The sequence below is a fragment of the Allosphingosinicella sp. genome, from assembly GCF_036402135.1.
In the GTDB taxonomy this organism is placed as follows: Bacteria; Pseudomonadota; Alphaproteobacteria; order Sphingomonadales; family Sphingomonadaceae; genus Allosphingosinicella.
The window spans coordinates 17,679-40,736 of sequence record NZ_DASWTN010000006.1 but is presented as its reverse complement, the minus strand read 5'-3'; the positions used below and the strand labels follow the sequence as shown (position 1 = coordinate 40,736).

General features: G+C 64.4%; 27 protein-coding genes and 1 tRNA gene. 17 read left to right on the top strand and 11 right to left on the bottom strand.

The genetic code is table 11. The features are described from left to right. From VGD10_RS01875 to VGD10_RS01860, 4 genes are all read left to right on the top strand, one after another. A partial coding sequence (locus tag VGD10_RS01875) for a Na+/H+ antiporter NhaA (protein ID WP_331039093.1) occupies window positions 1-814 on the top strand: 814 nt, incomplete at its 5' end. Continuing rightward, window positions 811-2,097 carry a hypothetical protein gene (locus tag VGD10_RS01870; protein WP_331039092.1) on the top strand — a complete coding sequence of 429 codons (1,287 nt, stop codon included), beginning with the start codon at window positions 811-813 and terminating at the stop codon, window positions 2,095-2,097. The genes VGD10_RS01875 and VGD10_RS01870, both read left to right, overlap by 4 nt. A gap of 51 nt (window positions 2,098-2,148) precedes the next feature. After that, window positions 2,149-2,595, top strand: a complete 447-nt coding sequence (locus VGD10_RS01865) for a hypothetical protein (protein ID WP_331039091.1) — start codon at window positions 2,149-2,151, stop codon at window positions 2,593-2,595. 63 nt (window positions 2,596-2,658) lie between these two features. Then, on the top strand, window positions 2,659-3,240 hold the full coding sequence (locus tag VGD10_RS01860) for a GIN domain-containing protein (RefSeq protein ID WP_331039090.1): 582 nt from the start codon (window positions 2,659-2,661) through the stop codon (window positions 3,238-3,240). Window positions 3,241-3,273: 33 nt separating this feature from the next. On the opposite strand, the gene VGD10_RS01855 is transcribed toward VGD10_RS01860, so the two are convergent. The 3 genes from VGD10_RS01855 to VGD10_RS01845 all read right to left on the bottom strand — a co-directional run bounded on the left by VGD10_RS01855 (window position 3,274) and on the right by VGD10_RS01845 (window position 5,281). Beyond that, on the bottom strand, window positions 3,274-3,972 hold the full coding sequence (locus VGD10_RS01855) for a pirin family protein (protein WP_331039089.1): 699 nt from the start codon (window positions 3,970-3,972) through the stop codon (window positions 3,274-3,276). Window positions 3,973-3,983: 11 nt separating this feature from the next. Then, on the bottom strand, window positions 3,984-4,586 hold the full coding sequence (gene gstA / locus VGD10_RS01850) for a glutathione transferase GstA (protein WP_331039088.1): 603 nt from the start codon (window positions 4,584-4,586) through the stop codon (window positions 3,984-3,986). 68 nt (window positions 4,587-4,654) lie between these two features. Further along, complete coding sequence (locus VGD10_RS01845; RefSeq protein WP_331039087.1) at window positions 4,655-5,281, bottom strand: FMN-dependent NADH-azoreductase; 627 nt, start codon at window positions 5,279-5,281, stop codon at window positions 4,655-4,657. An 81-nt stretch (window positions 5,282-5,362) separates the two neighbouring features. Between VGD10_RS01845 and VGD10_RS01840 the strand changes: the two genes are divergently transcribed. From VGD10_RS01840 to VGD10_RS01820, 5 genes are all read left to right on the top strand, one after another. After that, window positions 5,363-6,352 carry a LysR family transcriptional regulator gene (locus tag VGD10_RS01840; RefSeq protein ID WP_331039086.1) on the top strand — a complete coding sequence of 330 codons (990 nt, stop codon included), beginning with the start codon at window positions 5,363-5,365 and terminating at the stop codon, window positions 6,350-6,352. Window positions 6,353-6,378: 26 nt separating this feature from the next. Then, complete coding sequence (locus VGD10_RS01835; RefSeq protein WP_331039085.1) at window positions 6,379-8,223, top strand: DUF885 domain-containing protein; 1,845 nt, start codon at window positions 6,379-6,381, stop codon at window positions 8,221-8,223. 122 nt (window positions 8,224-8,345) lie between these two features. Beyond that, window positions 8,346-8,525: a hypothetical protein gene (locus VGD10_RS01830; protein WP_331039084.1), complete on the top strand. Its 180-nt coding sequence runs from the start codon at window positions 8,346-8,348 to the stop codon at window positions 8,523-8,525. Window positions 8,526-8,564: 39 nt separating this feature from the next. Beyond that, window positions 8,565-8,831 (top strand): DUF3297 family protein, encoded by a 267-nt coding sequence (locus tag VGD10_RS01825; RefSeq protein ID WP_331039083.1) that lies wholly within the window; start codon window positions 8,565-8,567, stop codon window positions 8,829-8,831. A gap of 33 nt (window positions 8,832-8,864) precedes the next feature. After that, window positions 8,865-9,365 (top strand): hypothetical protein, encoded by a 501-nt coding sequence (locus VGD10_RS01820; protein WP_331039082.1) that lies wholly within the window; start codon window positions 8,865-8,867, stop codon window positions 9,363-9,365. A 67-nt stretch (window positions 9,366-9,432) separates the two neighbouring features. Here the strand turns inward: VGD10_RS01820 and VGD10_RS01815 are convergent. Continuing rightward, window positions 9,433-9,519 (bottom strand) — tRNA-Leu (locus tag VGD10_RS01815). A 112-nt stretch (window positions 9,520-9,631) separates the two neighbouring features. On the opposite strand from VGD10_RS01815, the gene VGD10_RS01810 reads away from it, so the two are divergent. The 4 genes from VGD10_RS01810 (at window position 9,632) to VGD10_RS01795 (ending at window position 12,748) form a co-directional block, all read left to right on the top strand. After that, window positions 9,632-10,567 (top strand): complex I NDUFA9 subunit family protein, encoded by a 936-nt coding sequence (locus VGD10_RS01810; RefSeq protein ID WP_331039081.1) that lies wholly within the window; start codon window positions 9,632-9,634, stop codon window positions 10,565-10,567. A 29-nt stretch (window positions 10,568-10,596) separates the two neighbouring features. Next, window positions 10,597-11,397 carry an undecaprenyl-diphosphate phosphatase gene (locus tag VGD10_RS01805; RefSeq protein ID WP_331039080.1) on the top strand — a complete coding sequence of 267 codons (801 nt, stop codon included), beginning with the start codon at window positions 10,597-10,599 and terminating at the stop codon, window positions 11,395-11,397. A 108-nt stretch (window positions 11,398-11,505) separates the two neighbouring features. Beyond that, window positions 11,506-11,997, top strand: coding sequence for a hypothetical protein (locus VGD10_RS01800; protein ID WP_331039079.1), 492 nt, complete (start codon window positions 11,506-11,508; stop codon window positions 11,995-11,997). Between the two features lie 79 nt (window positions 11,998-12,076). Further along, a complete protein-coding gene (locus VGD10_RS01795) occupies window positions 12,077-12,748 on the top strand; it encodes a glutathione S-transferase family protein (protein ID WP_331039078.1) in 672 nt (223 codons plus the stop codon). Here VGD10_RS01795 and ubiG read toward each other — a convergent pair. Further along, window positions 12,745-13,482: a bifunctional 2-polyprenyl-6-hydroxyphenol methylase/3-demethylubiquinol 3-O-methyltransferase UbiG gene (ubiG, locus tag VGD10_RS01790; protein WP_331039077.1), complete on the bottom strand. Its 738-nt coding sequence runs from the start codon at window positions 13,480-13,482 to the stop codon at window positions 12,745-12,747. The genes VGD10_RS01795 and ubiG overlap by 4 nt on opposite strands. Before the next feature lie 61 nt (window positions 13,483-13,543). Between ubiG and VGD10_RS01785 the strand changes: the two genes are divergently transcribed. The 3 genes from VGD10_RS01785 to VGD10_RS01775 all read left to right on the top strand — a co-directional run bounded on the left by VGD10_RS01785 (window position 13,544) and on the right by VGD10_RS01775 (window position 16,639). Continuing rightward, the gene (locus tag VGD10_RS01785) at window positions 13,544-14,782 is read left to right on the top strand and encodes an aspartate kinase (protein ID WP_331039076.1); all 1,239 of its coding nucleotides are present in this window, start codon (window positions 13,544-13,546) and stop codon (window positions 14,780-14,782) included. Window positions 14,783-14,856: 74 nt separating this feature from the next. Further along, on the top strand, window positions 14,857-15,849 hold the full coding sequence (locus tag VGD10_RS01780) for an NAD(P)H-dependent flavin oxidoreductase (protein ID WP_331039096.1): 993 nt from the start codon (window positions 14,857-14,859) through the stop codon (window positions 15,847-15,849). 49 nt (window positions 15,850-15,898) lie between these two features. Next, window positions 15,899-16,639, top strand: a complete 741-nt coding sequence (locus VGD10_RS01775) for a LytTR family DNA-binding domain-containing protein (protein ID WP_331039075.1) — start codon at window positions 15,899-15,901, stop codon at window positions 16,637-16,639. A 2-nt stretch (window positions 16,640-16,641) separates the two neighbouring features. Here VGD10_RS01775 and VGD10_RS01770 read toward each other — a convergent pair whose 3' ends face one another. Together VGD10_RS01770 and VGD10_RS01765 are read right to left on the bottom strand one after the other, a co-directional pair. Further along, window positions 16,642-17,103 (bottom strand): polymer-forming cytoskeletal protein, encoded by a 462-nt coding sequence (locus VGD10_RS01770; protein WP_331039074.1) that lies wholly within the window; start codon window positions 17,101-17,103, stop codon window positions 16,642-16,644. Between the two features lie 68 nt (window positions 17,104-17,171). Beyond that, window positions 17,172-17,735 (bottom strand): alpha-ketoglutarate-dependent dioxygenase AlkB, encoded by a 564-nt coding sequence (locus VGD10_RS01765; protein WP_331039073.1) that lies wholly within the window; start codon window positions 17,733-17,735, stop codon window positions 17,172-17,174. A 116-nt stretch (window positions 17,736-17,851) separates the two neighbouring features. On the opposite strand from VGD10_RS01765, the gene VGD10_RS01760 reads away from it, so the two are divergent. Then, window positions 17,852-18,097: a hypothetical protein gene (locus VGD10_RS01760; protein WP_331039072.1), complete on the top strand. Its 246-nt coding sequence runs from the start codon at window positions 17,852-17,854 to the stop codon at window positions 18,095-18,097. 14 nt (window positions 18,098-18,111) lie between these two features. Here VGD10_RS01760 and VGD10_RS01755 read toward each other — a convergent pair whose 3' ends face one another. Genes VGD10_RS01755 through VGD10_RS01740 form a run of 4 tightly spaced genes read right to left on the bottom strand, consistent with a single transcriptional unit; the run spans window position 18,112 to window position 23,000 of the window. Then, window positions 18,112-20,178, bottom strand: a complete 2,067-nt coding sequence (locus tag VGD10_RS01755) for a 3-hydroxyacyl-CoA dehydrogenase NAD-binding domain-containing protein (RefSeq protein ID WP_331039071.1) — start codon at window positions 20,176-20,178, stop codon at window positions 18,112-18,114. A gap of 13 nt (window positions 20,179-20,191) precedes the next feature. Beyond that, window positions 20,192-20,977, bottom strand: coding sequence for an SDR family oxidoreductase (locus tag VGD10_RS01750; RefSeq protein WP_331039070.1), 786 nt, complete (start codon window positions 20,975-20,977; stop codon window positions 20,192-20,194). Beyond that, window positions 20,974-21,750 (bottom strand): SDR family oxidoreductase, encoded by a 777-nt coding sequence (locus VGD10_RS01745; RefSeq protein WP_331039069.1) that lies wholly within the window; start codon window positions 21,748-21,750, stop codon window positions 20,974-20,976. The genes VGD10_RS01750 and VGD10_RS01745 overlap by 4 nt, the downstream gene beginning before the upstream one ends. Beyond that, window positions 21,747-23,000: an acyl-CoA dehydrogenase family protein gene (locus VGD10_RS01740; protein WP_331039068.1), complete on the bottom strand. Its 1,254-nt coding sequence runs from the start codon at window positions 22,998-23,000 to the stop codon at window positions 21,747-21,749. The genes VGD10_RS01745 and VGD10_RS01740 overlap by 4 nt, the downstream gene beginning before the upstream one ends. Between the last annotated feature and the right edge of the window lie 58 nt (window positions 23,001-23,058).

Here is a 23,058-nt window from a genome sequence, read left to right as displayed (position 1 = left end):
ACGTGCGCCGACATCGCTGAAGCTCTTCCTCACCACAGTCGCCATCGTCGATGATATGGGTGCGGTCGCAATCATTGCGGTCGCCTACACGGCCTCCATCAACACGCTCGCGCTCGGCATCGCGGCGGGCCTTTTCACGCTTATGTACATATTGGGAAAGAGCGGCGTCCGCAGCTTGACCCTGTTCCTGCTGCTGGGCCTCGGCCTCTGGTATGCGGTGCTTCTCTCCGGCGTTCATGCAACGATTGCCGGCGTGCTCACCGCTGCGACCATCCCCATCGTCAGAACGCCAGGCGCGCCTGATGCCGAGGAGTCGCCGCTCCACCGGCTGGAGCATCTGCTTGCACCATGGGTTGCCTTCCTGATCGTGCCGCTGTTCGGTCTCGCCAATGCTGGCGTGCCGCTTCAGGAAATCGGCGCCGATCAGGTCCTTGCGCCGCTCCCGCTAGGCATTGCGGCCGGCCTTTTCATCGGCAAGCAGCTGGGCATCTTTGGAGCGGTCTGGCTTTCGGTGCGCTTCGGTATTGCCGCCAAGCTTCGCGGGGCGAGCTGGGTGCAGATCTACGCGGTGTCGATGCTCTGCGGCATCGGCTTCACGATGAGCCTGTTCATCGGTGCGCTCGCCTTTCCCGGCGATCCGCTCCTCGTCGAGGAGGCGAAGCTCGGCATTCTGCTGGGGTCGCTTGCGTCGGCACTTGTGGGCTACACGATCCTGCGCTTCGCCAAGCCCTGTGAGACGTTCGAGCGCGAGCAGGTGGAGCAGGACGGCGAGATCGACGCAGACGGCGACGTGGAAAGGATGGAGGTTCGATGATCAGGTGGCTTGCGGCTCTCTTGGGTTCTGCTCTTCTCATGGGCTGCGTTGCCGCGCCGCCGCGCGACAGCCTCGACCGCATCGCCGGCGATTATGTTCGCATGCAGCTGGAGATCGGCGAGCATGAGGCGGGCTATATCGATGCTTATTATGGTCCGGCAGAATGGCAGGAAGCGGCCAAGGCTAACCGGCGTTCGCTCGAGGAGCTAACAGCCGAGGTCGCAAATCTCAGCGCGCGCACCACTGCGGCGAACGAGGGGCTTTCGCCGCTGGAGCAGCGCCGCCGGGCCTTCCTGCTCGCGCAGCTGAAGGCCGCAGAGACGCGGCTCCGAATGCGGCGCGGCGAGAAATTGAGCTTTGTGGACGAGGCGGAGGGCCTATTCGCCTATCGCCCGGAGCTGAAGGAGCTCAGCACCTACGATCCTTTGCTTGCCCGCATCGAGCGGCTGGTGCCGGGTAGCGGCGCGCTGGCGGACCGGGTCGATGCCTTCCAGAACCGCTTCACCATCCCGAAGGAGCGGCTGCAGCCGGTCTTTGACGCCGCGATCGGCGAGTGCAAGCGCCGTACGCTCCGCCACATTACGCTCCCGCCGGAAGAGAATTTCACGATGGAGTTCGTCACCGGCAAGAGTTGGTCCGGCTACAATTGGTACAAGGGCAATCTCACCAGCCTCATCCAGATCAACACCGATCTTCCGATCCGGATCAGCCGCGCGGTCGATCTCGGCTGCCATGAGGGTTATCCTGGCCACCACGTCTTCAACCTGCTGCTGGAGCAACGGCTGGTGAAGGAACGGGGCTGGGTCGAGTACAGTGTCTATCCGCTTTACTCGCCGCAGAGCTTCATCGCCGAAGGCTCGGCCAATTACGGCATCGACCTAGCTTTTCCGGGCGAGGAGCGGCTCCGTTACGAAGCGGCTGCACTTTATCCGCTGGCGGGGCTTCCGACCGCCGATGCGGCCAAGTTCCTGGAGCTGGACAAAGCGATCAGCGAGCTTCAGGGCGCGCGCTTTACCATTGCCCGCGATCTCCTCGAAGGTCGCATCAGCCGCGATCAGGCGGTGGCGCTCACCCGCAAATATCAGCTCGTCTCCCAGGCCCGCGCCGAACAGCTCATCAAGTTCACCGAAGAATATCGCAGCTACGTGATCAATTATGGGCTCGGGAAGGACGCCGTTCGCAATTATATCGAGGCGCAGGGACCGTCGGAGGAAGCGCGCTGGGAGGCTATGGAGCGCATCCTGTCCGAGCCGACGCTGCCTTCGGACCTTCTCGTCCGTTAGAGAGGCGAAATCTACGGGCGGCGGACACCGCTTCAGATGAGGGAGAGACAGATGAAACGCACCGCATTCATGTTTGCCGCGACGGCTTTGGCCGCGACCCTGCCGACCGCTTCGTTCGCGCAGAACGAGACGACGGCTAATGTGACCGTGACAACGCCGGCGCCGGAACCGGACACTGACCCCGCACCCGCGCCCGAACCTCCGACGACGACGACCACCACAGAACCCGTCACGGTTCCCCCGGTCACCGTTCCGCCGGCGGTCACGACCGACGTGCTGCCGCCGCCGGTCGAGAACCCCTATGCCAACAGCTATAACGAGTTCCTGCCGCTCGAAGAGGAGCGGGACGAAGGCTTCGATGATTGGGGCCTGCTCGGGCTGCTCGGCCTGTTGGGTCTGCTCGGCCTCGTCGGTCGGCGCGAGCGCATCGTCTATGTCGACCGCGCTGAGACGGTGGTTACGCCCCGCAACGACACGATCGTGCCGCCACGGGCTTGAAGCGACTTGCGCTCTTCCTCATGAAGATGCTACATTTGTAGCAGGGAACAAGAGGAGAGTGCAATGGAGGCTAGGATCTTGCTTGCGGCCGTCGCGATAACTGCGGCGCCGTTGCCGCTGAATGCCCAGACGAATGTGGCAGTGCCGCAGTTCGAGAAGATCGAGCTTCGCGGCGGCGGCACGGTGCGCGTTCGTCATGGCGCGCAGCAGCGGGTGACGCTGATCAAGGGCAGCACGCAATATACCAGCTTCGATGTGGTCAGGAGCGGTGGAAATGGCGGCGCCGACCAGCTCGTGATCCGCGCCTGCAACGAGCAGTGCCCGCAGCGCTACGACCTTGAGATCGAGGTCGTGACGCCGGACGTGGACGGGCTCGCCATCAAGGGCGGCGGCTCCATCGATGTGGTGGAAGGCTTCCCGCGGCAAAGCGCGCTTGCGGCGGCGATCCATGGCGGCGGCCAGATCGACGCCCGCGCGCTTCCGGCGTCCAGCGTAGCTGCAGCGGTCAATGGCGGCGGCAGTCTCATGGTCCGGCCGGCGAGTTCGCTCGCCGCTGCCGTGCGCGGCGGCGGCCTCATCCGCTACTGGGGCAATCCGTCGGTGACGCAGACGGTCCAAGGCGGCGGCTCGATCCAGCGGCAGTGAAAAAGAAGGGCAGGCCTTTCAGCCTGCCCTTCCCTACTTCGCGTCGACGAGGACAATCTCGGTTTCCTCGAAGGCCTTGATCGTCACCTTCTCCTCGCCGGTGATGGCGACGCCGTCGCGGGGTTCGGCGCGGACGCCGTTCACCTCGACCGCGCCGTTCACCGGCACGAGATAGACGTGGCGTGACGGATCCAGCTGAAGCTCGGCCGTTTCGCCTGCGCCCAGAGTGGCGCCCATCACACGTGCCGCGGCGTTGATCCTGAGCGCATCCGCATCCTGATCGAACCCGCTCGCCAGGGTGACGAAGCTTCCGGCACGGTTACCCTTCGGGAACTGCTTCGCGCCCCAGCTTGGCTGTGCGCCCGGCTTGTCGGTCAAGACCCAGATCTGGAAGAGCGTCGTCTGCTCGTCCTCAAGATTGTATTCCGCATGACGGACGCCGGTGCCGGCGGACATCACCTGCACGTCGCCCGCGCCGGTGCGGCCTTGATTGCCCATCGAATCCTGATGGGTGATCGCGCCGGTGCGGACATAGGTGATGATCTCCATGTCGCTGTGCGGGTGCGGCGGGAAGCCGGACCGGGCGGCGATCTCGTCGTCGTTCCAGACGCGGATCGCACCCCAGCCCATCCGGGCCGGATCGTAGTAATTGGCGAAGGAAAAATGATGACGTGCATTCAGCCAGCCGTGATCGGCATGGCCGAGCGTGTTGAAAGGTCGAATGTCGATCATCTCAATGTCTCCTAGATGAGGCCTTCGGCCCGGAGCGTCTCCTGCACCGCCGGCCGGGCGCCGACCCTTTCCAGATAGGCGACAAGGCCGGGCCAGCGGCCGATGTCGATGTCGTGGATCCGGGTCCAGTTCAGAAGGGTGAAGGCATAAGCGTCGAGCACCGAGAAGCGGTCGCCCAGCAGATACGGACCGTCGCCGATCGCGCGTTCGAGATAATCGAACTTGCCCGCCAATTGCGCGCGCGTCGCTTCCTTGTAGCTGTCCGGCGTCGCGGGGTTCCAAAACGGGCCGAAACCCTTGTGCACTTCCGTCGCCAGATAGTTCAGCCATTCGAGCAGCCGGTAGCGTTCGATGCCCTTCTCGGGCAGCGCCAGGTCTCCGCCGGCCTGATCCGCCAGATACTGGAGGATGGCGGCATTTTCGGTAAGCACTTCGCCCGTGTCGAGGCCGAGTGCCGGCACGCCGCCCTTCGCATTGATCGCGCGATAATCATCGCCAGACGCAGTGCGCTTGGCCTTCAGGTCCACCATCACCGGCTCGAAGGCGAGGCCCGCCTCGCGAAGGACGATGTGCGGGGCCTGCGAGCAGGCGCCGGGGGTGAAATAGAGCTTCATGATTGTTCCTCCTGTTGAGCGGCCGCCCCTATTTAGGAGCGGCCGGCGATTGCGAAAGCTCGGGGCTTTCAGGCAGCGAGCGCGAGCTCGTGCCCGGCGATGCCGCGAAGCTGCCGGGCCGCGCCCTCGACGGCGGCGGCCGCCGCTTCCGGACCGAAGGCCAGACCCTCGACGCGGATGAAGCTGACATCGGTGATCCCCATGAAGCCGAGCAGGGTACGAAGATGCGGCTCCTGGCTGTCCATGGCCGTGGCCGCGCCTTCGCTGTACACGCCGGCGCGGCTTTCGATCACGACCGCCCTCTTGTCACCGAGCAGCCCCTCAGGTCCCTCTTCCGTGTAGCGGAAAGTGACGCGGGCGCGGAGCACATGGTCGAACCAAGTCTTCAGCGTCGACGGGATGCCGAAATTGTACATTGGCGCGCCGATGACGATGAGGTCGGCCTCTTTCAGTTCGGCGATAAGTTTGTCGGAAAGCGCCCGCGCCTCCTTCTCGGCCTCGGTTATGGCTTCGGCGCGGATGCCCGCTACCGTTTCCGGCACGAGGTGCGGAATGGGGTTCGATCCGATGTCCCGGACCTTCACCTCGATGGAAGGCACCGACACCTTCAGCTGATCGGCGAATTGGCGGGTGAGCTTGTTCGAAACGGACTGCGCGCCGGACAGGCTGCTGTTGATGACGAGCACATTGGCCATGACTTTCCTCCACTGGCGTAACTGTTGGAAGCCATGTGGACCTTCGTCCGTGTTGCGTGTAGACATCACTAAAGCATTTCGGTGTTGCAGATTATGGAACGCTCTTCGGTAGACTTGATGGACGTGCTCGCCTTCGTGCGGGTGGTGGAAACCGGCGCCTTCGCGCGGGCCGGCGAGCGGATGGGTATTTCCAAATCGATCGTCAGCCGCCGCGTCGCCCGGCTGGAGGAGCAATTAGGCGCGCGCCTCCTCACCCGCACCGCCCAGGGCGCCCAGCCGACCGAGGTGGGCCGCGCTTATTTCGCCCGCGCCTCAAACGTGCTCGCCGAACTGGAGGCGGCGCAGGAGGTAGTCGCTGAAGCGGTGACTCAGGTCGCGGGACCGATCCGCATCACCGCGCCCATCTCGCTCGGCATCCAGCATCTGGCGCCGGCGCTCGCCGACTTCGCCAAGCTTCATCCGAAGGTCGAGCTCGACATTTCCTTCGACGACAAAACGGTCGACCTGGTCGGCGGCGGTTTCGACATCGCGGTCCGCATCGGCCAGCTTCAGGACTCGTCGCTCGTCGCGCGGAAGATCGCGCCCATCCGCGCTGTGGCGGTGGCAAGCCCGGCTTATATCGAGGAGCGCGGGCGGCCGCAGCATCCCCGCGACCTCAAGGATCACGATTATCTCGTCTACGCCAACGTCTCGATGGCCGAGCAGCTGAAATTCCGCACGCCGCGGGGATGGGAAACAGCGCGCGGACAGATCCGCCTTCGCGCTGACAGCGGCGAAATGCTCCGCGCCGCCGCGGTGGCCGGCCTCGGCATCCTGGTCGCGCCAAGCTTCATCGTTGCCCCCGCCATTGAATCTGGCGAGCTCGAGGTCATCCTCCGCGACTATCCGCTCCACGACGGCATCGCCCTTCACGCCGTGATGCCGCCGGGCCGCGCGACCACCGCCCGGGTGCGGGCGCTGGTCGATTTCCTCGTCGCCCGCTTCGGCCCGGAGCCGAGCTGGGACCCATGCTGGATGGCCGAGAAGGCGCGGGCAGTGGACGCCGAGGAAGGAGCCGCTAAACAGGGCTGATAAGCCCTCAACCCGAAGGACCGCCCGTGAAGCGTTCGCTTGCCCTGCTTCTCCTCGCCGCCACCGCCTGCACGACCGTTCCCGCGGAGGTGGCGCCACCCGGTCCGGCCGCCGCTACGCCTCCGACCGCGCCGCCGTTGACGCCGGAGGACGAGGATCGGCGACTGCTGGCGTTCCTGGATGCTGCTTTCGACGAGGCGCTCGCGCAAAACCCGCAAGGGCTGACACAGCTTGGCATCAAGACCGATTACGACAAGCTCAACGACTATACCGATGCGCAGGCGCAGCGGCAGCGGGCACTGTCGGAGGCACAGCTTGCGCGGCTGAAGGCTGAGTTCGACTATGAGAGGTTGAGCCCGGCGGGCCGGCTCAGCTATCGCCTGTTCGAGAACAATGTCGAAACCGGCCGGCGCCAATTCGCCTGGCGCTTCCACAATTATCCGATCGCCGCGAACGGCAGCCCGGCGGGCCAGCTTCCGGTCTTCCTCATCAACCAGCACCGCGTCGACAGCGTCGCCGATGCCGAAGCCTATATAGCCCGCCTCGTCGAGGTCGAACGGGTGATGGGGGAAATCTCCGAAGGCCTGCGCGACCAGGCGGAAAAGGGCATCGTGCCGCCGAAGTTCGTCTTCGGACCCGTGCGGGATGATGCGCGGAAGGTGATCACCGGCGCCCCCTTCGATACCGGCCCCGACAGCACGCTTCTCGCGGACATCAAGAAGAAGGTGGCGGCGCTCGATGCGCCTGCCGACGTGAAGGCGAAGCTGGTTGCCGACGCATCGACCGCGCTGTCGCGCTCGTTTCGGCGCGGCTACGACACGTTCATTGCCACACTGAACCAGCTTGAACCTAAGGCGACCGGTAATGACGGCGTCTGGCGGCTCCCGCAGGGCGGCGAATATTATGCCAACCAGCTCCGCTTCTTTACCACGACGGACCTCAGCGCCGACCGCATCCACCAATTGGGTCTCGAGGAAGTCGCGCGCATCCAAGGCGAGATGGAGAAGATCAAGGAGCGGGTCGGCTTCAAGGGCACGCTCCAGCAATTCTTCGCCCACATCAAGAACGGCGCCCAGTTCAAATATCCGAACACCGAAGCGGGACGGCAGCAATATCTGAAGGATTCCGAAGCCTTCATAGTGCAGGCGATGGCCAAGGCGCCGGAATATTTCCACCGCCTGCCGAAAGCGCCGCTGGAGGTGCGGGCGGTCGAGAAGTGGCGCGAGAACACCGCGTCGGTCGCCTTCTACAACCAGCCGACGCCGGACGGATCGCGGCCCGGCATCTACTACGTCAACCTCGCCGATATGAACCAGGTGCTGAAGCCTCAGGCCGAGGGCATCGCCTATCATGAAGGTGCGCCCGGCCACCATTTCCAGATCGCCCGCCAGCAGGAGCTGGAAGGGATGCCGAAGTTCCGCCGCTTCGGCTTCTACGGCGCCTATATCGAAGGCTGGGGGCTCTATGCCGAGCGGCTCGGACGGGAAATGGGCTTCTACCAGGATCCCTATTCGGAGTTCGGCCACCTTTCCCTGGAACTCTGGCGGGCGGTTCGGCTCGTCACCGACACCGGGCTTCACGCCAAGCGCTGGAGCCGAGAACAGGCAATCGACTACTTCCGCAACAACTCGCTCCTCAGCGAGCGCGACATCGTTAAGGAAGTCGAGCGCTACATCACCAATCCCGGTCAGGCGACCAGCTACAAGATCGGCCAGTTGAAGCTTTTCGAACTGAGGGGCCGCGCGCAGAAGGAACTCGGCTCCCGCTTCGACATTCGTGACTTTCACGAAGTGGTGCTCGGCAACGGCGCCTTGCCGCTCGACGTGCTGGAGCAGCAGGTCGACGCCTATATCGCTTCGAAGAAAGGCTAGAGGAGAGACGGCATGGCCAAGGGACAGGTGCGCAGCAACAAGGAAGCGCGGAAGCCGAAGAAGGAAGTGAAGAAGACCATTGCGGCCAAGCCCTCCACCAAGGGCACGGTGGCGAAGGATTGATGGCGGAGCATTTCGTCCGGCACCGCCAGCCCTGGAAGAGCGAGGAGGTCGCCAAGCTCAAGACGCTTGCAGGCAAGGGCATGGGCCTCAAAGCCATCGCCAAGGCTCTGACCCGCAGCGAGGAATCAGTGCAGGATCGGGCGAAGATCGACGGTATCAAGATCGCGAAGCTGCGCTAAAGGAGCGCGCTCGAACGCAGAAGAATGGAAGATGAAGTAATGGCCGATACGCCGCCCGACCGCCTCTCGCTCAATCCCCGCAGTCCCCATTTCGACGCGGATCTGCTCCGCCGCGGCGTCGGCATTCGTTTCAAGGGACAGGAAAAGACGAACGTCGAGGAATATTGCGTCAGCGAAGGCTGGATCCGCGTCGCCGCCGGCAAGAGCCTCGACCGCTTCGGCCAGCCGATGACGATCAAGCTGTCGGGGGACGTCGAGCCCTATTTCCAAGACACAGCGGAAGAGGGCGAAGACGCCACTCAGTAAGTTCGACCCGCCCAAGCGCGACGAGGAGGAAGTATGTCGGACAAGCGGACGCCGTTCTGGGCGGGAATTCTGGGCGCAATAGCGCTCACCCCGAATGCGGGTGCGGCTATGCAGCGGCCGATCCCCAATCTGGAAGCGCTGGACGGACTGGCTGTCATGAACGGCACCTGCGGACGTCTGATCTTGGGCGGCAGGGACGTTAGCAGCGGCTGCGAGAGCAGGGTCACCAACAGCATGTACAAAGGCGGTCGGACTGGCTTTACGTTTTTGGCAGGTGATGTCGCCGTGGTGACGTTCAGCGGTGCCGACACACCGGCTAAGGGAAATCATGCGACCGTGCGACTGGATCGCGTGATCTTCACGTTGAATGGAGCCGGGACCAAGCCAAATGTCGTGCCGGCGAGCGGTACCTGCACGTACACAAATCCATATGCCGGCCCCAGCCGGATTAATTGCTCGGCTTCGACCAACAATGGCGCGTTCAGCGCCTCGTTCGTCTCCGACGGAGAACCGCCGATTATCGAACGCTTCTAGCAGCGACATTCAGCCAAGTACCTAGCCCATCTAGCACGGCAAAGGGCAGGATCTCAGACTGATGGAATGGTGCCCAGAAGAGGACTCGAACCTCCACGCCCTTGCGAGCGCCAGCACCTGAAGCTGGTGCGTCTACCAATTCCGCCATCTGGGCACAGATACTTAAGGTAGGCCGCGCGAGTTAGGGTGAGCGCAATCGCTTGTCAACGCGGATGCGAGCGGGCAATGGGGGCGCGACTTTCCCACCACTTCCCAAGGGACTTCGAATGGACCGAGTGGTCACCTTGTTCGGCGGCGGCGGCTTTCTTGGCCGCTATGTTGCGCAGGCGCTTTACAAGACGGGCGCGCGCGTCCGGATCGCGCAGCGCGATCCTCGCAAGGCCTTTTTCCTGAAGCCGCTGGGTGCACTCGGCCAGACCCAGTTCGTCGGCGTCGATATCCGGAATGAGGAGGAAGTCGCCCATGCGGTGAAGGGCAGCTTCGCCGTCGTGAACCTTGTGGGCATCCTGAAAGGCAATTTCTGGCAGGTCCATGTCGACGGCGCCGAGACGATCGCCCGCGCGGCGGCCGCGGCCGGCGCGTCCTCGCTCGTTCATGTTTCGGCGATCGGCGCCGACCCGGAGAGCCCCAGCGCCTATGGACGCAGCAAGGGCGAAGGCGAGGAGGCGGTTCGCGCCGCCTTCCCGAACGCGACCATCATGCGCCCCTCCGTCGTCTTCGGGCGAGAGGACAATTTCGTGAACCGCTTCGCGGGCCTCACCCGGCTCCTGCCTGCGCTGCCGGTCATTCGCGGCGCCGCGAAGTTTCAGCCCGTCTATGCAGTGGACGCCGGCCGCGCCATCGCCGCCGCAGCACTCGATCCGGAGACCCATGGCGGCAAGACTTACGAGCTTGGCGGGCCGGAAGTGATGACGATGCGCGAGCTCAACGCGTTCATCTGCAGCACGACCGGACATAATCGGCAGCTCATCGACATTCCGGATAGGGCCGCCGGCCCGCTCGCCCGCTTCACCGGCTGGCTGCCCGGCGCGCCGATCACATGGGACCAGTGGCTGATGCTGCAGAAGGATAATGTGGTGTCCGACAAGGCGCGTGGCTTACGGGACTTCGGCATTGCGCCGACGCCCTTGAAAGCGGTCTCCGAAGGCTGGCTCACCAGCTACCGCCGCGGCGGCCGCTTCGCCGCCAAATCGCCTTACTGAACCCTCTCCTCGCGAGTAGCCCTTAGTCAATGAGCACAACCCTTCTCGTCATCCTGCTCGGCATCGTCGAAGGGCTGACCGAATATCTGCCCGTATCCTCGACCGGGCACCTCATCCTCGCAACCGAGCTGCTTGGCTTCAAGGCGGAGCAATGGGCCTTGTTCAACATCGCGATCCAGCCGGGCGCCATCCTCGCCATCCTCGTCCTTTACTGGCGCACGTTTAGGGACGTGCTAGTCGGCCTCGGGCGGCGTGAGACGGCGTCGATCGCGTTTACCCGCAACCTCATCGTCGCCTTTCTTCCGGCGGCGGTAATCGGCCTCATCTTCAACGATCCGATCGAAACTTTGCTTGAAAACGCGATCGTGGTCGCCTGGGCGCTCATCATCGGCGGCATCGCGATCCTTATCGTCGAACGCTACGCTAAGCCGAAGGAAGCGGGCGGCGTGGCGGGCGTGAGTTTCCGCCAGTCGGTCGGCGTCGGCCTCGTCCAGTGCCTGGCAATGATCCCGGGCGTCAGCCGCTCCGGCGCGACCATATTGGGGGCGATGAGCCTCGGCGTCGACCGCAAGACGGCCGCCGAATTCAGCTTCTTCCTCGCGGTTCCCACGCTGACCGGCGCCACCGTCCTTCAGCTGGCCAAGCATGGCGATCAGATCAATTCCGACCTTGTCGGCAATATCGCGCTCGGTGCCTTCGTGTCCTTCATCGTCGCGCTCGTGGTGGTGAAGGCGTTTGTCGGCATCGTCACCCGCTACGGCTTCGCGCCTTTCGCTTGGTACCGGATCGTCGCGGGCATGGTGGCGCTCGTCTGGCTGTTCCTGCGCTAAGCTGTTAATATTCAGCGAGGACTCAGGCTCGGCGGCGCAGTCGTGCCGCAACTGAGTCGCTCCGGGCGCGTTCTTTCCTGCTGCCCGAGTTTGTTGAGGAGGCGAGTAATGCGTCACTTAATTTTGGCCGCCGCTGGGCTTGCAGCCCTTGCCGCGCCTGCCGCTGCCCAGCAGCAGATCCCCGAGAGTGCGGACGCGAACCGCGTGCCGGAAGCGGTCGTGCCAGCGAACCCGCGCGATCAAGAGATCGCCCGCGACGTCCCAGATGCTCGTGAGATCGAGCAGATGGGCGAAGTCGCCGCACGCGCGGCCGACGCCATTCTCGACGTGCCGGTGGGACCGCTCCGCGAGGCGATCGAAGGCCGGAAGCTGAGCCGCCGCGAGCGCGAGGAAACGCTCGGCGACCGTGCCGCCAAGGACGATCCCTATATTCGCGAGCGTATGCAGGATCAGATGCGGACCGCCACCGTTGCGCTGGGTGCTCTTACGGAGCAGATGGCGGTGATGGCGCCGGTGCTTCAGCGGACGCTGGAAGACGTCGAGCGGCGCATGGAAGATGCCGTGCGCGGCGTTCCATCCCGCGACTACGACCGCCGCTAAGCTGAAATTCGAGAAATTCGTGGATAAGCGCCGCTCCGCCGGTGGACGGGGCGCGCCTGCACGCTAATGCTGCCCACCTATGTGGCAGCTCTATCAATTCCCGCTTTGTCCCTTTTCGCGTAAGGTCCGTCTGACGCTTGGCGAGAAGGGCGTCGCGCACGAACTGGTGCGGGAATCGCCCTGGGCGAACCGCGATGAGTTCATGGACCTCAATCCGGCCGGGCAGACACCGGTGCTGGTCGAGGAATCGAAGGGCATCGTCCTGATCGATAGCGGCGCCATCTGCGAATATTTCGAAGAGACAGTGGAAAAGGCGCCGATGATCCCAGGCACGGCCGCCAACCGTGCCGAGGTACGCCGCCTCACGGCTTGGTTCGACGAAGGGCTCTACCGCGAAGTCGTGAAGCCGCTGATGGACGAGCGGATGCGGAAGCGCCTCGTCACCCGCGACGCGCCGGACACCAAGGCGTTGCGGGAGGCGATGACCGCCGCCAACGCCCATCTCGATTATATCGATTATCTGCTCGATCATCGGCGCTGGCTGGCCGGACCGGCGCTCAGCCTTGCCGACCTGACCGCCGCTGCGCATCTCTCCGTCGCCGACTATCTCGGCGGCATCGATTGGCGGGGGCACAAGCAGACCGCCGACTGGTATGCGGTGATGAAGTCTAGGCCGAGTTTCCGCCCGCTGCTAACCGAGCGGATGGAGGTGATCTCGCCGCCTACGCACTACGATAAGGTAGACTTCTAAGCGGCCCTTCTCGCAGTGACGAAATAATCGAGCGACTTATTGTCGGAGAGGCTGAAGCCGCCGGTAAGAGTAAAGGCGAGGCCGCTGCAATCGACCACCTCTAGCCCCGCATCACGGAGCAATGCGAGAAGCTCTTCCGGCGTCAGGAACTTCTCCCAATCGTGTGTGCCCTTGGGGATGCGGCCGGTACCCTCGCCGAGCGTGATCATCATCAGCCGCGACATGGAGGTGCGGTTTGGCGTCGACAGGACAAGGAGCCCGTCGGGCGCCAGCGCATCCGCCAGCCCGCCGATAAAGGCGCGAGGGTCGGTGACATGCTCAACCACCTCCAGCGAGGTGATGAGGTCGTAGGGGGCAGTCAGCACGTCGACGCTGCCGACCCGGTAATCGATCGCCAGGCCCTGCCTCTCCGCGTGGAGACGCGCCGCGGCGATATTCTCCGGCGCCGCGTCGATGCCGGTCACGTCGGCGCCCAGCCTTGCCAACGGCTCGGCAAGCAGGCCGGCGCCGCAGCCCACGTCAGCCGCGCGCTTACCTGTCAGCGGCGTGCGGCTGGTCTCGTCGAAGCTCCAATGCTGGTCGATCCGATCGCGGATGTAGGAAAGTCGCACCGGATTGAGCCGGTGAAGCATCGCGGACGAGCCTTTCGGGTCCCACCAGTCCGCCGCCATCCGCCCGAAATGCTCGGCCTCTTTGGGGTCGATGGTCGATAGTGGCTCGCTTGCGTTGATCATGCCGCCTCCCTATCAGGACCGCGCCTTAATTCCCAAGCGCCTCATGCCATAAGCGAGTTCCATGGCCCGCATCGTAATGAAATTCGGCGGCACTTCGATGGCGGGGATCGAGCGCATCCGCCATGTCGCGGCGCTTGTGAAGCGGGAGGCGGAGCGCGGCAATCAGGTCGCGGTCGTCGTTTCCGCAATGGCCGGCGAAACCGACCGCCTCATCCATCTCTGCCGCGAAGCCGCCTCGCTTTATGACCCGCGCGAATATGACGTGGTAGTGGCATCCGGTGAACAGGTGACCAGCGGGCTCCTCGCCATCACGCTTCAAGGCATGGGCCTCAACGCCAAATCCTATATGGGCTGGCAGCTTCCTATCCGCACCAGCGGCCATGCCGCGGCTCTGATTGAGGGCATTGACGCCGCCGTGCTGGAGCGGGTTTTCAACGAAGGCGGTATTGCCGTCATTCCAGGCTTCCAGGGCGTCACCGACGAGGGGGATGTGGCGACGCTTGGGCGCGGCGGCTCCGATACGTCCGCCGTCGCTCTTGCTGCGGCGATGAAGGCGGACCGCTGCGACATCTACACGGACGTGGACGGCGTCTACACTACGGACCCCCGCATCGTGCCGCGGGCGCGGAAGCTCGAGCAGGTCACGTACGAAGAGATGCTGGAGCTCGCAAGCGTCGGCGCAAAGGTGCTCCAGACCCGCTCGGTAGGGCTCGCCATGCGCTACAATATGCCGCTCCAGGTGCTCTCCTCGTTCGAGGATCGGCCGGGCACCCTGATCGTCGGCGACGATGTAATCGAGGACAAGGACATGGAACGGAACGTCATCACGGGCATCGCCTATGACAAGAACGAGGCGCGGGTGACTCTGACCGGCCTGCCGGACAAGCCGGGCGCAGTCGCCGCCATCTTTGCGCCGCTCGCCGAGGCCAATATCAACGTCGACATGATCGTCCAGTCGGTGCCGCGGGCGGGCGAGAAGAGCGACCTTACCTTCACCGTCCCCACGGCTTCGCTCGCGCACAGCGTCGATACGCTGGAAAAGGTGCGGGCGGAGGCCGGGTTCGAGGAGATCCTGACCGACACCAATGTCGTGAAGGTGAGCGCGGTCGGAGTCGGCATGCGCTCCAACGCCGGCATCGCCGCGCAGATGTTTCAGGCGCTTGCCGACAGGAACATCAACATCCTCGCCATCACCACCTCCGAGATCAAGGTCTCAGTCCTGATCCCTGAGGAATATACGGAACTCGCGGTCCGGGTGCTGCATACCACCTACGGGCTCGATGCGGAGGATGCCGAATGACCAGTGAAGTGAATGTCGCAGCCGCCGTCACGGCATCTGAAGAAAGCGTCGGCCACGATCGCCTCCGCCGGCTGATGAAGCGCGGCACAGACTTCCTCGGCTGCGAAGTCGCCATTATGGGCGGCGCAATGAGCTGGATTTCGGAGCGGAACCTCGTCTCCGCAATCTCCAACGCCGGCGGCTTCGGCGTGATCGCCTGCGGCGCGATGACGCCTGACCTGCTCGACACCGAAATCGCGGAGACGAAGAAGCGGACAGAGCGGCCGTTCGGCGTCAACCTCATAACCATGCACCCGCAGCTGTCCGAGCTGATCGACGTCTGCGGCCGCCACGGCGTCAGCCACATCGTGCTGGCCGGCGGACTGCCGCCGCCGGGCGCGCTGGAGCGGATCAAGGGCACCGGCGCAAAGCTCATCTGCTTCGCCCCCGCGCTTGCGCTCGCGAAGAAGTTGATCCGTTCAGGCGTCGACGCGCTGGTGATCGAGGGCATGGAAGCGGGCGGCCATATCGGCCCCGTTTCCACCTCGGTGCTGGCGCAGGAGATATTGCCGGAAGTGGCGGCGGACCTCCCCGTCTTCGTCGCCGGCGGCATCGGCCGTGGCGGCCTCATCGCCGGTTACCTCGAAATGGGCGCTGCAGGCGTTCAGCTCGGCACCCGCTTCGTCTGCGCAAACGAATGCATTGCCCATCCCAATTTCAAGAAGGCCTTCATCCGCGCCTCGGCCCGCGATGCGATTCCCAGCGTTCAGATCGACCCGCGCCTGCCGGTCATCCCCGTCCGCGCCCTCAAGAACCGGGAGATGGAGAATTTCTCAGCCAAGCAGATCGAGGTCGCCAAGCTTCTCGACGAGGGCAAAGTCGAGATGGCCGAAGCCCAGCTTCAGATCGAACATTATTGGGCCGGCGCACTTCGCCGGGCGGTGATCGACGGCGACGTGGAAAGCGGCTCCGTCATGGCTGGCCAATCGGTCGGCATGGTGAAGGAAGAGCAGCCCACCGCCGAGATCATCCGCCAGCTCGTCGACGAGGCCGCGGTCGCGCTCGAAAGACGCGCCCTGCACGCCTGACGACCGGCTCCGAGTTGCCCATGCCGCCTCGCGTAAATAGAATTGCGGCATGACGCTGGATCAGATCGAGCAGCAGCTGAGGAACCCTAGGCCGCTCATCGCCGCGGCCGCCATTGCGTGTCTTGCGGCGTTGGGCTTGGTCGACTGTCTTCTCTACCAGGCGCTTCGCCAAGGCGTGGATCTCGACGTGGCGGCAATATGGCTGGCCGTGACTCTTCCCCCCTGGACGCTTTGTTGGCTGGCGCTTCAACGTCAGGCTGCTGAGGAGAACCGGGCGCATCGTATTGCGGCTGCGGCCGCGACCGTCCTTACGGCGGCGTTTGTTGCCGCCATGCTCGATGCGCTGGCCTTTCCAGCAGAGTCGGCCAGCGCGGGCGTCGATCTTTTCCAGAGGGTAAGGGCGGAGTTGCCAATCGGAGGCGCCATTCTCGCGCTCGGCCTGCTGCAGCGGCGGGTGCCGACCGATATGCCGCCGAATTTTGCAGATCCGCGCTTCGAGTTGCTGCTTGGCGCGGACCTTTGCCGCGCGGCCGGCAATTATGTCGAAGCCATCCATGCCGGCCGGCCGCGTCTGGTGCGGGCCACAATGGCCGAAGCCGAAAGCTTCCTCGCGAGCCACGGCTACATACGCGTCCACCGCTCCGCCATCGTCGCCCGCTGCGCGATCGCCGGCTTTGAACATGCCCGAAGCGGCCTTGTGGCGGTTCGGTTGCGTGGGGGCGAGTATGTGAAAGTAGGCCGCGGCTATCGGCCCGCTTTATACCCTCTACGCCGGGAGATTGGCTTCTAAGCCTATTCCGCCGCTTCGGCGGTTTCTTCAGGTGGGAAGAGTTCTGCCAGGTGCGATGCCTGGGCGCGGGGACCTGCCCTGGTTGCGGACATGACTGCATCGCGATGGGCGAAGCGGCCCTCCACGCGGGCGCCGCTTTCTATACTGAGCGTCTCGTAGGAGACGTCGCCGGTCACGCGGGCACTCGGCTCGAGGATCAGGAGACCGGCGCTGACCGTGCCGTCGACTAGGCCGGCAAGGCGTGCTTCCTCGGCGACGATATTGCCGACAATGGTGCCGCTGCCGCCCTGGTGGAGCACGCCGCACTGAATGTCGCCTTCGATGCGGCCGTTCACCTGCAGGTTTTCGGCGGTGACGAGATCGCCTTTGATGACAACATCCGCGCCGATGACGGAGAAGCTGCCGCCGCGCCTGGCAGCCTTTACGGGCGCCGCGGGCGCCTCTTTCCTGGGCTTATTGAACATGACTCGGCCCCCTCTCCCGCCTTACATGCCCTCGCACTATCGCCAATTCGTTAAGCGGGCGCAACGGCCTAGCGGAGGGTGCGGAAGGTAATGGAATAGCGCAGCGCCTCCATCGGCGCGATGCTATGCTCCCACTCGCTGCGGGCGGCGCCGGTCAGATGGTAGGCTGAGCGCGGCTCCGCCATAACGGCAAGCCTCTCCCATTTGTCGCCCTGCTTCCGGCGGAAGCGGAGACGCGCCGGGGCGAGGAGGGAGATGCCGACCACCTCGCCGAACACGGGCCGGTCGCGGTGCCAGCCGATGCCGGCACCCGGCGCATATTCGATGAGGAGCGCATGGACGAGCGCCTCGGCATCGAGGCCGGCGAACGCCGCCGCCTTGGCACGCACGTCCAGCAGGAAATCGGGGATCGGCTCGGCTTCGTGGAGGCCGCTGCCGTCGAACGCATAGTGCCAGCCGAAAGAGACAGTGCGCCTGTTGCCGGTAAAGCTCTGAAACTCGAACGCCTTGAAGGGCAGCGAGGCGAAGCGGTCCGCGAGTTGGCGCTCCTCCTCCACGGAAATCAATTCCGCCGTATAGCCGAGACCCTCCGGCCCACGCTCGTCTTCGAGGAGGCTAAGTTGCTGGTTCATCCGATGCTGCAAACACACAGCGGCCCGCGGAAGTTCAGCCGCGACAATGACCGCGGCTTGACCTTGAACACTGCGCCCGCCAGAGACGGAGCCCTCACTGTTTGAGGTCGAAATCAATGCGTATCAAGTCCCTTTCTGCCGCTCTGGCCGCTTCCGCGCTGATGCTGGCTCCGGCACCTGCCATGTCCGCAGCAAGCAGCCTTTCGATTGCGCGCGCTTCCGCCTCCACGGAAGCCGAATCCGAGATCATGGATTCCGGCTTCATGGGCGTTGCCATAGTCTTTGGACTCGGCGCGGTCGTCGGTGCCCTGCTTTATTCCGTCATCAAGGGCGGCGACGACGACGAGCCGGCTAGCCCCTGATCAACTCTCGGCGCTTAGCGGGCGAGTTTCTCGCCCGCTTCGGCCTTGCTCACCAATAGATTCGACAGGCTAAACTCGGCGCCAAGCCGCTCCTGCTGGCGCTTCAGACCCTCTACGATCTTCGGCAGGCCCTCCGTGTCCGCCCAGAACATCGGCCCGCCGCGATAAACGGGCCAGCCATAACCGTAGACCCAGACCACATCGATGTCGGATGCGCGCTGCGCCATCCCCTCTTCGAGGATCTTCGCGCCTTCGTTCACCATCGTGTAGAGCGTGCGCTCGATGATCTCCTGATCGGAGATGTCGCGCTTCTCAACGTCGGCTTTTGCGCGGAACTCCTCGATCACATCGGCAACGGCTGGCGAAGGTGAGGGGCGGCGCTTCTCGTCATAGTCGTAGAAGCCGGCGCCCTTCTTCTGTCCCCAGCGCTCCATCGCGCAGAGCTTGTCGCGGATATTTTCAATGCGGCTGGAGTCGCGGTGCCAGCCGATGTCGACACCGGCGAGATCGGCCATTTGGAACGGACCCATGGGCATGCCGAATTCGACATGGACGCGGTCCACCTGTTCCGGCGTCGCGCCTTCCAGCAGCAGCTGCATCGCCTGCGTCTGGCGCGGGATCAGCATGCGGTTGCCGATGAAGCCGTAGCAGACGCCGGCCACGACGGCGACCTTCCGGATCTTCTTGGCAAGCTGCATGGCGGTGACGAGCACGTCGGGGGCAGTCTTCGCGCCGCGCACGACTTCGAGCAGCTTCATGATGTTGGCCGGCGAGAAGAAATGGAGGCCGAGCACATCCTGCGGCCGCGACGTCGAGGCGGCGATCTCGTCAATGTTGAGATAGGAGGTGTTGGAGGCGAGGATTGCGCCCTGCTTGGCGATCTTGTCGAGGCGTCCGAACACCTCCTTCTTCACGTCCATATTCTCGAACACCGCCTCGATGATGAGGTCGCATTCGGCGAGTGCGTCGAAGTCCAGCGTGGGATTGAGGAGGCTCATGGCCTGGCCCACCTGATCGGCGGTCATCTTCCCCTTGGAGGCAGTCGCCTGATAGTTCTTGAGCATGATGCCCGTGCCGCGGTCGAGCGCGTCCTGCGTCATCTCGACGATGGTCACGGGGATGCCGGCCGATAGGAAGTTCATCGATATGCCGCCGCCCATCGTGCCGGCGCCAATCACGCCGACGCGGCGGATGTCGCGCGGCTGCGTTCCTTCCGGCAACCCCTCGATCTTTGATGCCTTGCGCTCGGCGAAGAAGAAATATTGCTGCGCCCGGGCCTGGGTGCCACTCATCAGCTCCATGAACAGCCTGCGCTCTTCCTGGACGCCTTCAGCATAGGGCTTTTCGACCGCGATCTGCACCGCCCGGATGTTCGCTTCAGGCGCGTCGAAGCCCTTCATCTTTCTGGCATTGGCCTTGCGGAATTCGTCGAAGATGTCGGGGTTCGCCCGCGCCTCGGCGAGCTTGTCGTCCTTCTCGCTCGTCTTGGGGATCGGCCGCACATCCTTCACTTCATGCGCATAGGCGACCGCGTGCTGCTCGAGGTCGCCTTCGATCAGCTTGTCGATGAGGCCGATCGCATAAGCCTCCTTCGCGCCGATCGGATTGCCGCCGGCAGTCATCTCAAGCGCCTTCGTCACGCCCGCCACCCGCGGCAGGCGCTGCGTGCCGCCGGCGCCGGGGAGCAGGCCGAGCTTCACTTCCGGCGTGCCGAGCTTCGCATCCGGAACCGCGACACGGAAGTGGCAGGCAAGCGCGACCTCAAGGCCGCCGCCGAGCGCCGTGCCGTGGATCGCCGCCACCACCGGCTTGGTGCAGCCTTCGATCCGGTCGACCACCTGCGGCAGCATTGGGGGCTCGAACGCCTTGGGCGTGCCGAACTCGGAAACGTCCGCGCCGGCAAAGAATGTCTGGCCTTCACAGCGTATCACCACCGCCTTCACGGCCTCGTCGGAGTCCGCTTCCTCGATCGCTTTCACCAGCCCTTCGCGCACTGCATGACCGAGCGCGTTCACGGGAGGATTGTTGGACGTGACGATCAGCACGTCGCCGTGGCGGGTGGTGGTAATCGGGCTGGTCATTCTGGTCTCCGGTTCAAATGGCCGTACGGCCGTAATCCTGGCGGTTGAAGGGGTGCGAGGAGGAAAGGCCGCCGTCCACGACCAGGGCATGGCCGTTAACGTACGAGGATTCCTCGGACGCGAGAAACAAGGCAGCGTTGGCGATCTCGATTGGCTCGCCGCCGCGCTTCAGGGGGTTGAGGTGGCCGAGCCGATCCTCCTGCCCCTTCGCGCGGGCGCGTTCGTAGACGAATTCGGTCATGCCGGTTTCGATGAGGCCAGGGCAGATGGCGTTGACGCGAATGTTGGAGCCGGAAAGCTGCTGCGCCGCCGTCTTAACGAGGCTGATGACGCCCGCCTTCGACGCGGAATAGGCTGCGCTTCCGGCACCCGACCGCAGCCCAGCAACGCTCGCGGTGCAAATGATCGATCCGCCGCCGCGCTCGCGGAGGACCGGCGCGGCATGCTGGATGGCGAGCGCAGGCCCGATCAAGTTCACGCGCAATATCTCGGCCCAGTCGTCGGCGCTCTGCTCGAAGATGGAGGCAAGGCCGCCGGAGATGCCGGCATTGGCGAAGACGATGTCGAGACCGCCGAACTGCTCCTGCGCAGTCTGCACGAGCCTGCGCACATCCTCTTCGCTGCCGGCGTCGGCGGTCACCGCAAGGCCATTGTCTCCCAGGAGACCCGTCGTGTCTTCCGTACCCTTGAGGTCAGCGACCACCACCTTTGCGCCGTGCGCAGCGAACAGTTCGGCCGTGGCGCGGCCGATGCCGGAGCCGGCGCCGGTGACGATGGCGACCTTGTCCTTCAGCCTCACAGGCCGACCCCGATGGTCGAGCCGCCGTCGACGATCATCGCCTGGCCGGTCATGAAGGTGGAGGCGGGCGAGGCGAGATAGACGGCGGCGCCGGCAATCTCATGCGGCTCGCCGATCCGGCGCATCGGCGTGGTGCGCGTCACCGCCTTCAGCGTGTCGGGGTTTTCCCAGAGCGCGCGGGCGAAATCGGTTCGAATGAGGCCGGGCGCGATGCAGTTCACGCGCACGCCGGAGGGGCCGAACTCGGCCGCGAGGTTGCGGGCGAGCTGGAAGTCGGCGGCCTTCGAGATGTTGTAGGCGCCGATCATCGTCGAGCTGGTGAGCCCGCCAATGGAGCTCACGATGATGATCGACCCTTCCTTCCGCTTCACCATCTCCGGCGCGACCATTGAGATCAGCCAGTGATTGGCGATGACGTTGTTTTCGAGGATCTTGCGGAACTGCTCGTCGGCGATCCCCGCCATCGGCCCATAATAAGGATTGGACGCTGCGTTGCAGACGAGGACGTCGATCTTCCCAAGCTGCGCCCGCGTCTCGTCTACGAGGTTCTGCAGCGCCTCCTTGGAAGAGATGTTTGCGGGAATGACGATCGCGGTGCCCGCGCCATGCTTCGCGTTGATCCCCTCGGCCGCTTCCGCGCAGGCGTCCGCCTTGCGGCTGGAGATCACCACCTTCGCGCCTTGGTCGGCCATGGCTTCGGCAACGGCGCGGCCGATGCCCCGAGAAGATCCGGTAATGATCGCGACTTTTCCGCTGAGATCGAACAGGCTCATTTCCCCTCCATGGCCGGCGCATGCTTGGCGAACTCCAGCCGTGCAATGGCGCGGTTGTGCACCTCGTCCGGCCCATCGGCGAGGCGGAGCGTGCGGATGCCAGCCCAGCTTGCGGCGAGGCCGAAATCCTGGCTGACGCCCGCTCCGCCATGCGCCTGTACCGCATCGTCGATGATCTGCAGCGCCATTCGCGGCGCCTCCACCTTGATCATCGCGATCTCGGCCTGCGCGGCCTTGTTGCCGGCCTTGTCCATCATGTCGGCGGCCTTCAGGCAGAGGAGTCGCGACATTTCGATGTCGATCCGCGCCCTCGCCACGCGCTGCTCCCAGATGCTATGCTCCATCAACTTCTTGCCGAAGGCGACGCGGGTTTGAAGCCGCTTCACCATCGCCGCCAGCGCCTCTTCCGCTGCGCCGATCGTGCGCATGCAGTGATGGATGCGCCCCGGCCCGAGCCTTCCTTGAGCAATCTCGAACCCGCGCCCTTCGCCGAGCAGCATATTGGAGGCCGGGAGGCGCACGTCCTTCAGCTCGATTTCCATATGACCATGCGGCGCATCGTCATAGCCGTAGACGGTCAGCGCGCGCTCGATGGTGATGCCAGGCGCATCGAGCGGCACCAGCACCATCGACTGCTGCCGGTGCTTCTGGGCGCCGGTGTCGGTCTTCCCCATAACGATGGCGACCTTGCAGCGCGGATCGCCTGCGCCCGACGACCACCATTTGCGGCCGTTAATGACGTACTCGTCGCCCTCGCGCCGGATCTCCGTCTCGATATTGGTAGCGTCGGAGGAGGCGACCTGCGGCTCCGTCATCAAGAAGGCGGAGCGTATCTCGCCGTTCATCAGCGGCCGAAGCCATTCGTCCTTCTGCTCGCGCGTGCCGTAGCGCTGCAGCACTTCCATATTGCCGGTGTCGGGCGCGGAGCAGTTGAACACTTCCGCCGACCAGAGGATGCGCCCCATCTCCTCGGCACAAAGCGCATATTCGAGATTGGTGAGCTGCGTCCCTTCGAACTCGAAGCTGTCGTCGACATGGGGCAGCGCGGGCGCGGGCGGCATGAACAGGTTCCAGAGCCCGGCCGCCTTCGCCTTTGGCTTCAGCTCCTCAATAAGCTCGATCGGCTGCCAGCGGTCGCCCGCTGCGATCTGTGTGTAATAATCCTGTCTGCGCGGCCGGACGTGAGTCTCTATAAAGGCGCACACGCGGTCGCGGTAGAAAGCCTCGCGTTCCGTAAGGGTAAAATCCATCGCCGCCCCTTCGCTTGCTTTACGTTTCCGTCAACCTATCATCGCGCTAAAGCGCAGA

Excerpts from the sequence above, each read along its gene's own strand:
- VGD10_RS01870 (WP_331039092.1), top strand. The coding sequence starts at position 811 with ATGATCAGGTGGCTTGCGGCTCTCTTGGGTTCTGCTCTTCTCATGGGC.
- VGD10_RS01865 (WP_331039091.1), top strand. The coding sequence starts at position 2,149 with ATGAAACGCACCGCATTCATGTTTGCCGCGACGGCTTTGGCCGCGACC.
- VGD10_RS01860 (WP_331039090.1), top strand. The coding sequence starts at position 2,659 with ATGGAGGCTAGGATCTTGCTTGCGGCCGTCGCGATAACTGCGGCGCCG.
- VGD10_RS01855 (WP_331039089.1), bottom strand. The coding sequence starts at position 3,972 with ATGATCGACATTCGACCTTTCAACACGCTCGGCCATGCCGATCACGGC.
- gstA (WP_331039088.1), bottom strand. The coding sequence starts at position 4,586 with ATGAAGCTCTATTTCACCCCCGGCGCCTGCTCGCAGGCCCCGCACATC.
- VGD10_RS01845 (WP_331039087.1), bottom strand. The coding sequence starts at position 5,281 with ATGGCCAATGTGCTCGTCATCAACAGCAGCCTGTCCGGCGCGCAGTCC.
- VGD10_RS01830 (WP_331039084.1), top strand. The coding sequence starts at position 8,346 with ATGGCGGAGCATTTCGTCCGGCACCGCCAGCCCTGGAAGAGCGAGGAG.
- VGD10_RS01825 (WP_331039083.1), top strand. The coding sequence starts at position 8,565 with ATGGCCGATACGCCGCCCGACCGCCTCTCGCTCAATCCCCGCAGTCCC.
- VGD10_RS01820 (WP_331039082.1), top strand. The coding sequence starts at position 8,865 with ATGTCGGACAAGCGGACGCCGTTCTGGGCGGGAATTCTGGGCGCAATA.
- VGD10_RS01810 (WP_331039081.1), top strand. The coding sequence starts at position 9,632 with ATGGACCGAGTGGTCACCTTGTTCGGCGGCGGCGGCTTTCTTGGCCGC.
- VGD10_RS01805 (WP_331039080.1), top strand. The coding sequence starts at position 10,597 with ATGAGCACAACCCTTCTCGTCATCCTGCTCGGCATCGTCGAAGGGCTG.
- VGD10_RS01800 (WP_331039079.1), top strand. The coding sequence starts at position 11,506 with ATGCGTCACTTAATTTTGGCCGCCGCTGGGCTTGCAGCCCTTGCCGCG.
- VGD10_RS01795 (WP_331039078.1), top strand. The coding sequence starts at position 12,077 with ATGTGGCAGCTCTATCAATTCCCGCTTTGTCCCTTTTCGCGTAAGGTC.
- ubiG (WP_331039077.1), bottom strand. The coding sequence starts at position 13,482 with ATGATCAACGCAAGCGAGCCACTATCGACCATCGACCCCAAAGAGGCC.
- VGD10_RS01785 (WP_331039076.1), top strand. The coding sequence starts at position 13,544 with ATGGCCCGCATCGTAATGAAATTCGGCGGCACTTCGATGGCGGGGATC.
- VGD10_RS01780 (WP_331039096.1), top strand. The coding sequence starts at position 14,857 with ATGAAGCGCGGCACAGACTTCCTCGGCTGCGAAGTCGCCATTATGGGC.
- VGD10_RS01775 (WP_331039075.1), top strand. The coding sequence starts at position 15,899 with ATGACGCTGGATCAGATCGAGCAGCAGCTGAGGAACCCTAGGCCGCTC.
- VGD10_RS01770 (WP_331039074.1), bottom strand. The coding sequence starts at position 17,103 with ATGTTCAATAAGCCCAGGAAAGAGGCGCCCGCGGCGCCCGTAAAGGCT.
- VGD10_RS01765 (WP_331039073.1), bottom strand. The coding sequence starts at position 17,735 with ATGAACCAGCAACTTAGCCTCCTCGAAGACGAGCGTGGGCCGGAGGGT.
- VGD10_RS01760 (WP_331039072.1), top strand. The coding sequence starts at position 17,852 with ATGCGTATCAAGTCCCTTTCTGCCGCTCTGGCCGCTTCCGCGCTGATG.
- VGD10_RS01755 (WP_331039071.1), bottom strand. The coding sequence starts at position 20,178 with ATGACCAGCCCGATTACCACCACCCGCCACGGCGACGTGCTGATCGTC.
- VGD10_RS01745 (WP_331039069.1), bottom strand. The coding sequence starts at position 21,750 with ATGAGCCTGTTCGATCTCAGCGGAAAAGTCGCGATCATTACCGGATCT.
- VGD10_RS01740 (WP_331039068.1), bottom strand. The coding sequence starts at position 23,000 with ATGGATTTTACCCTTACGGAACGCGAGGCTTTCTACCGCGACCGCGTG.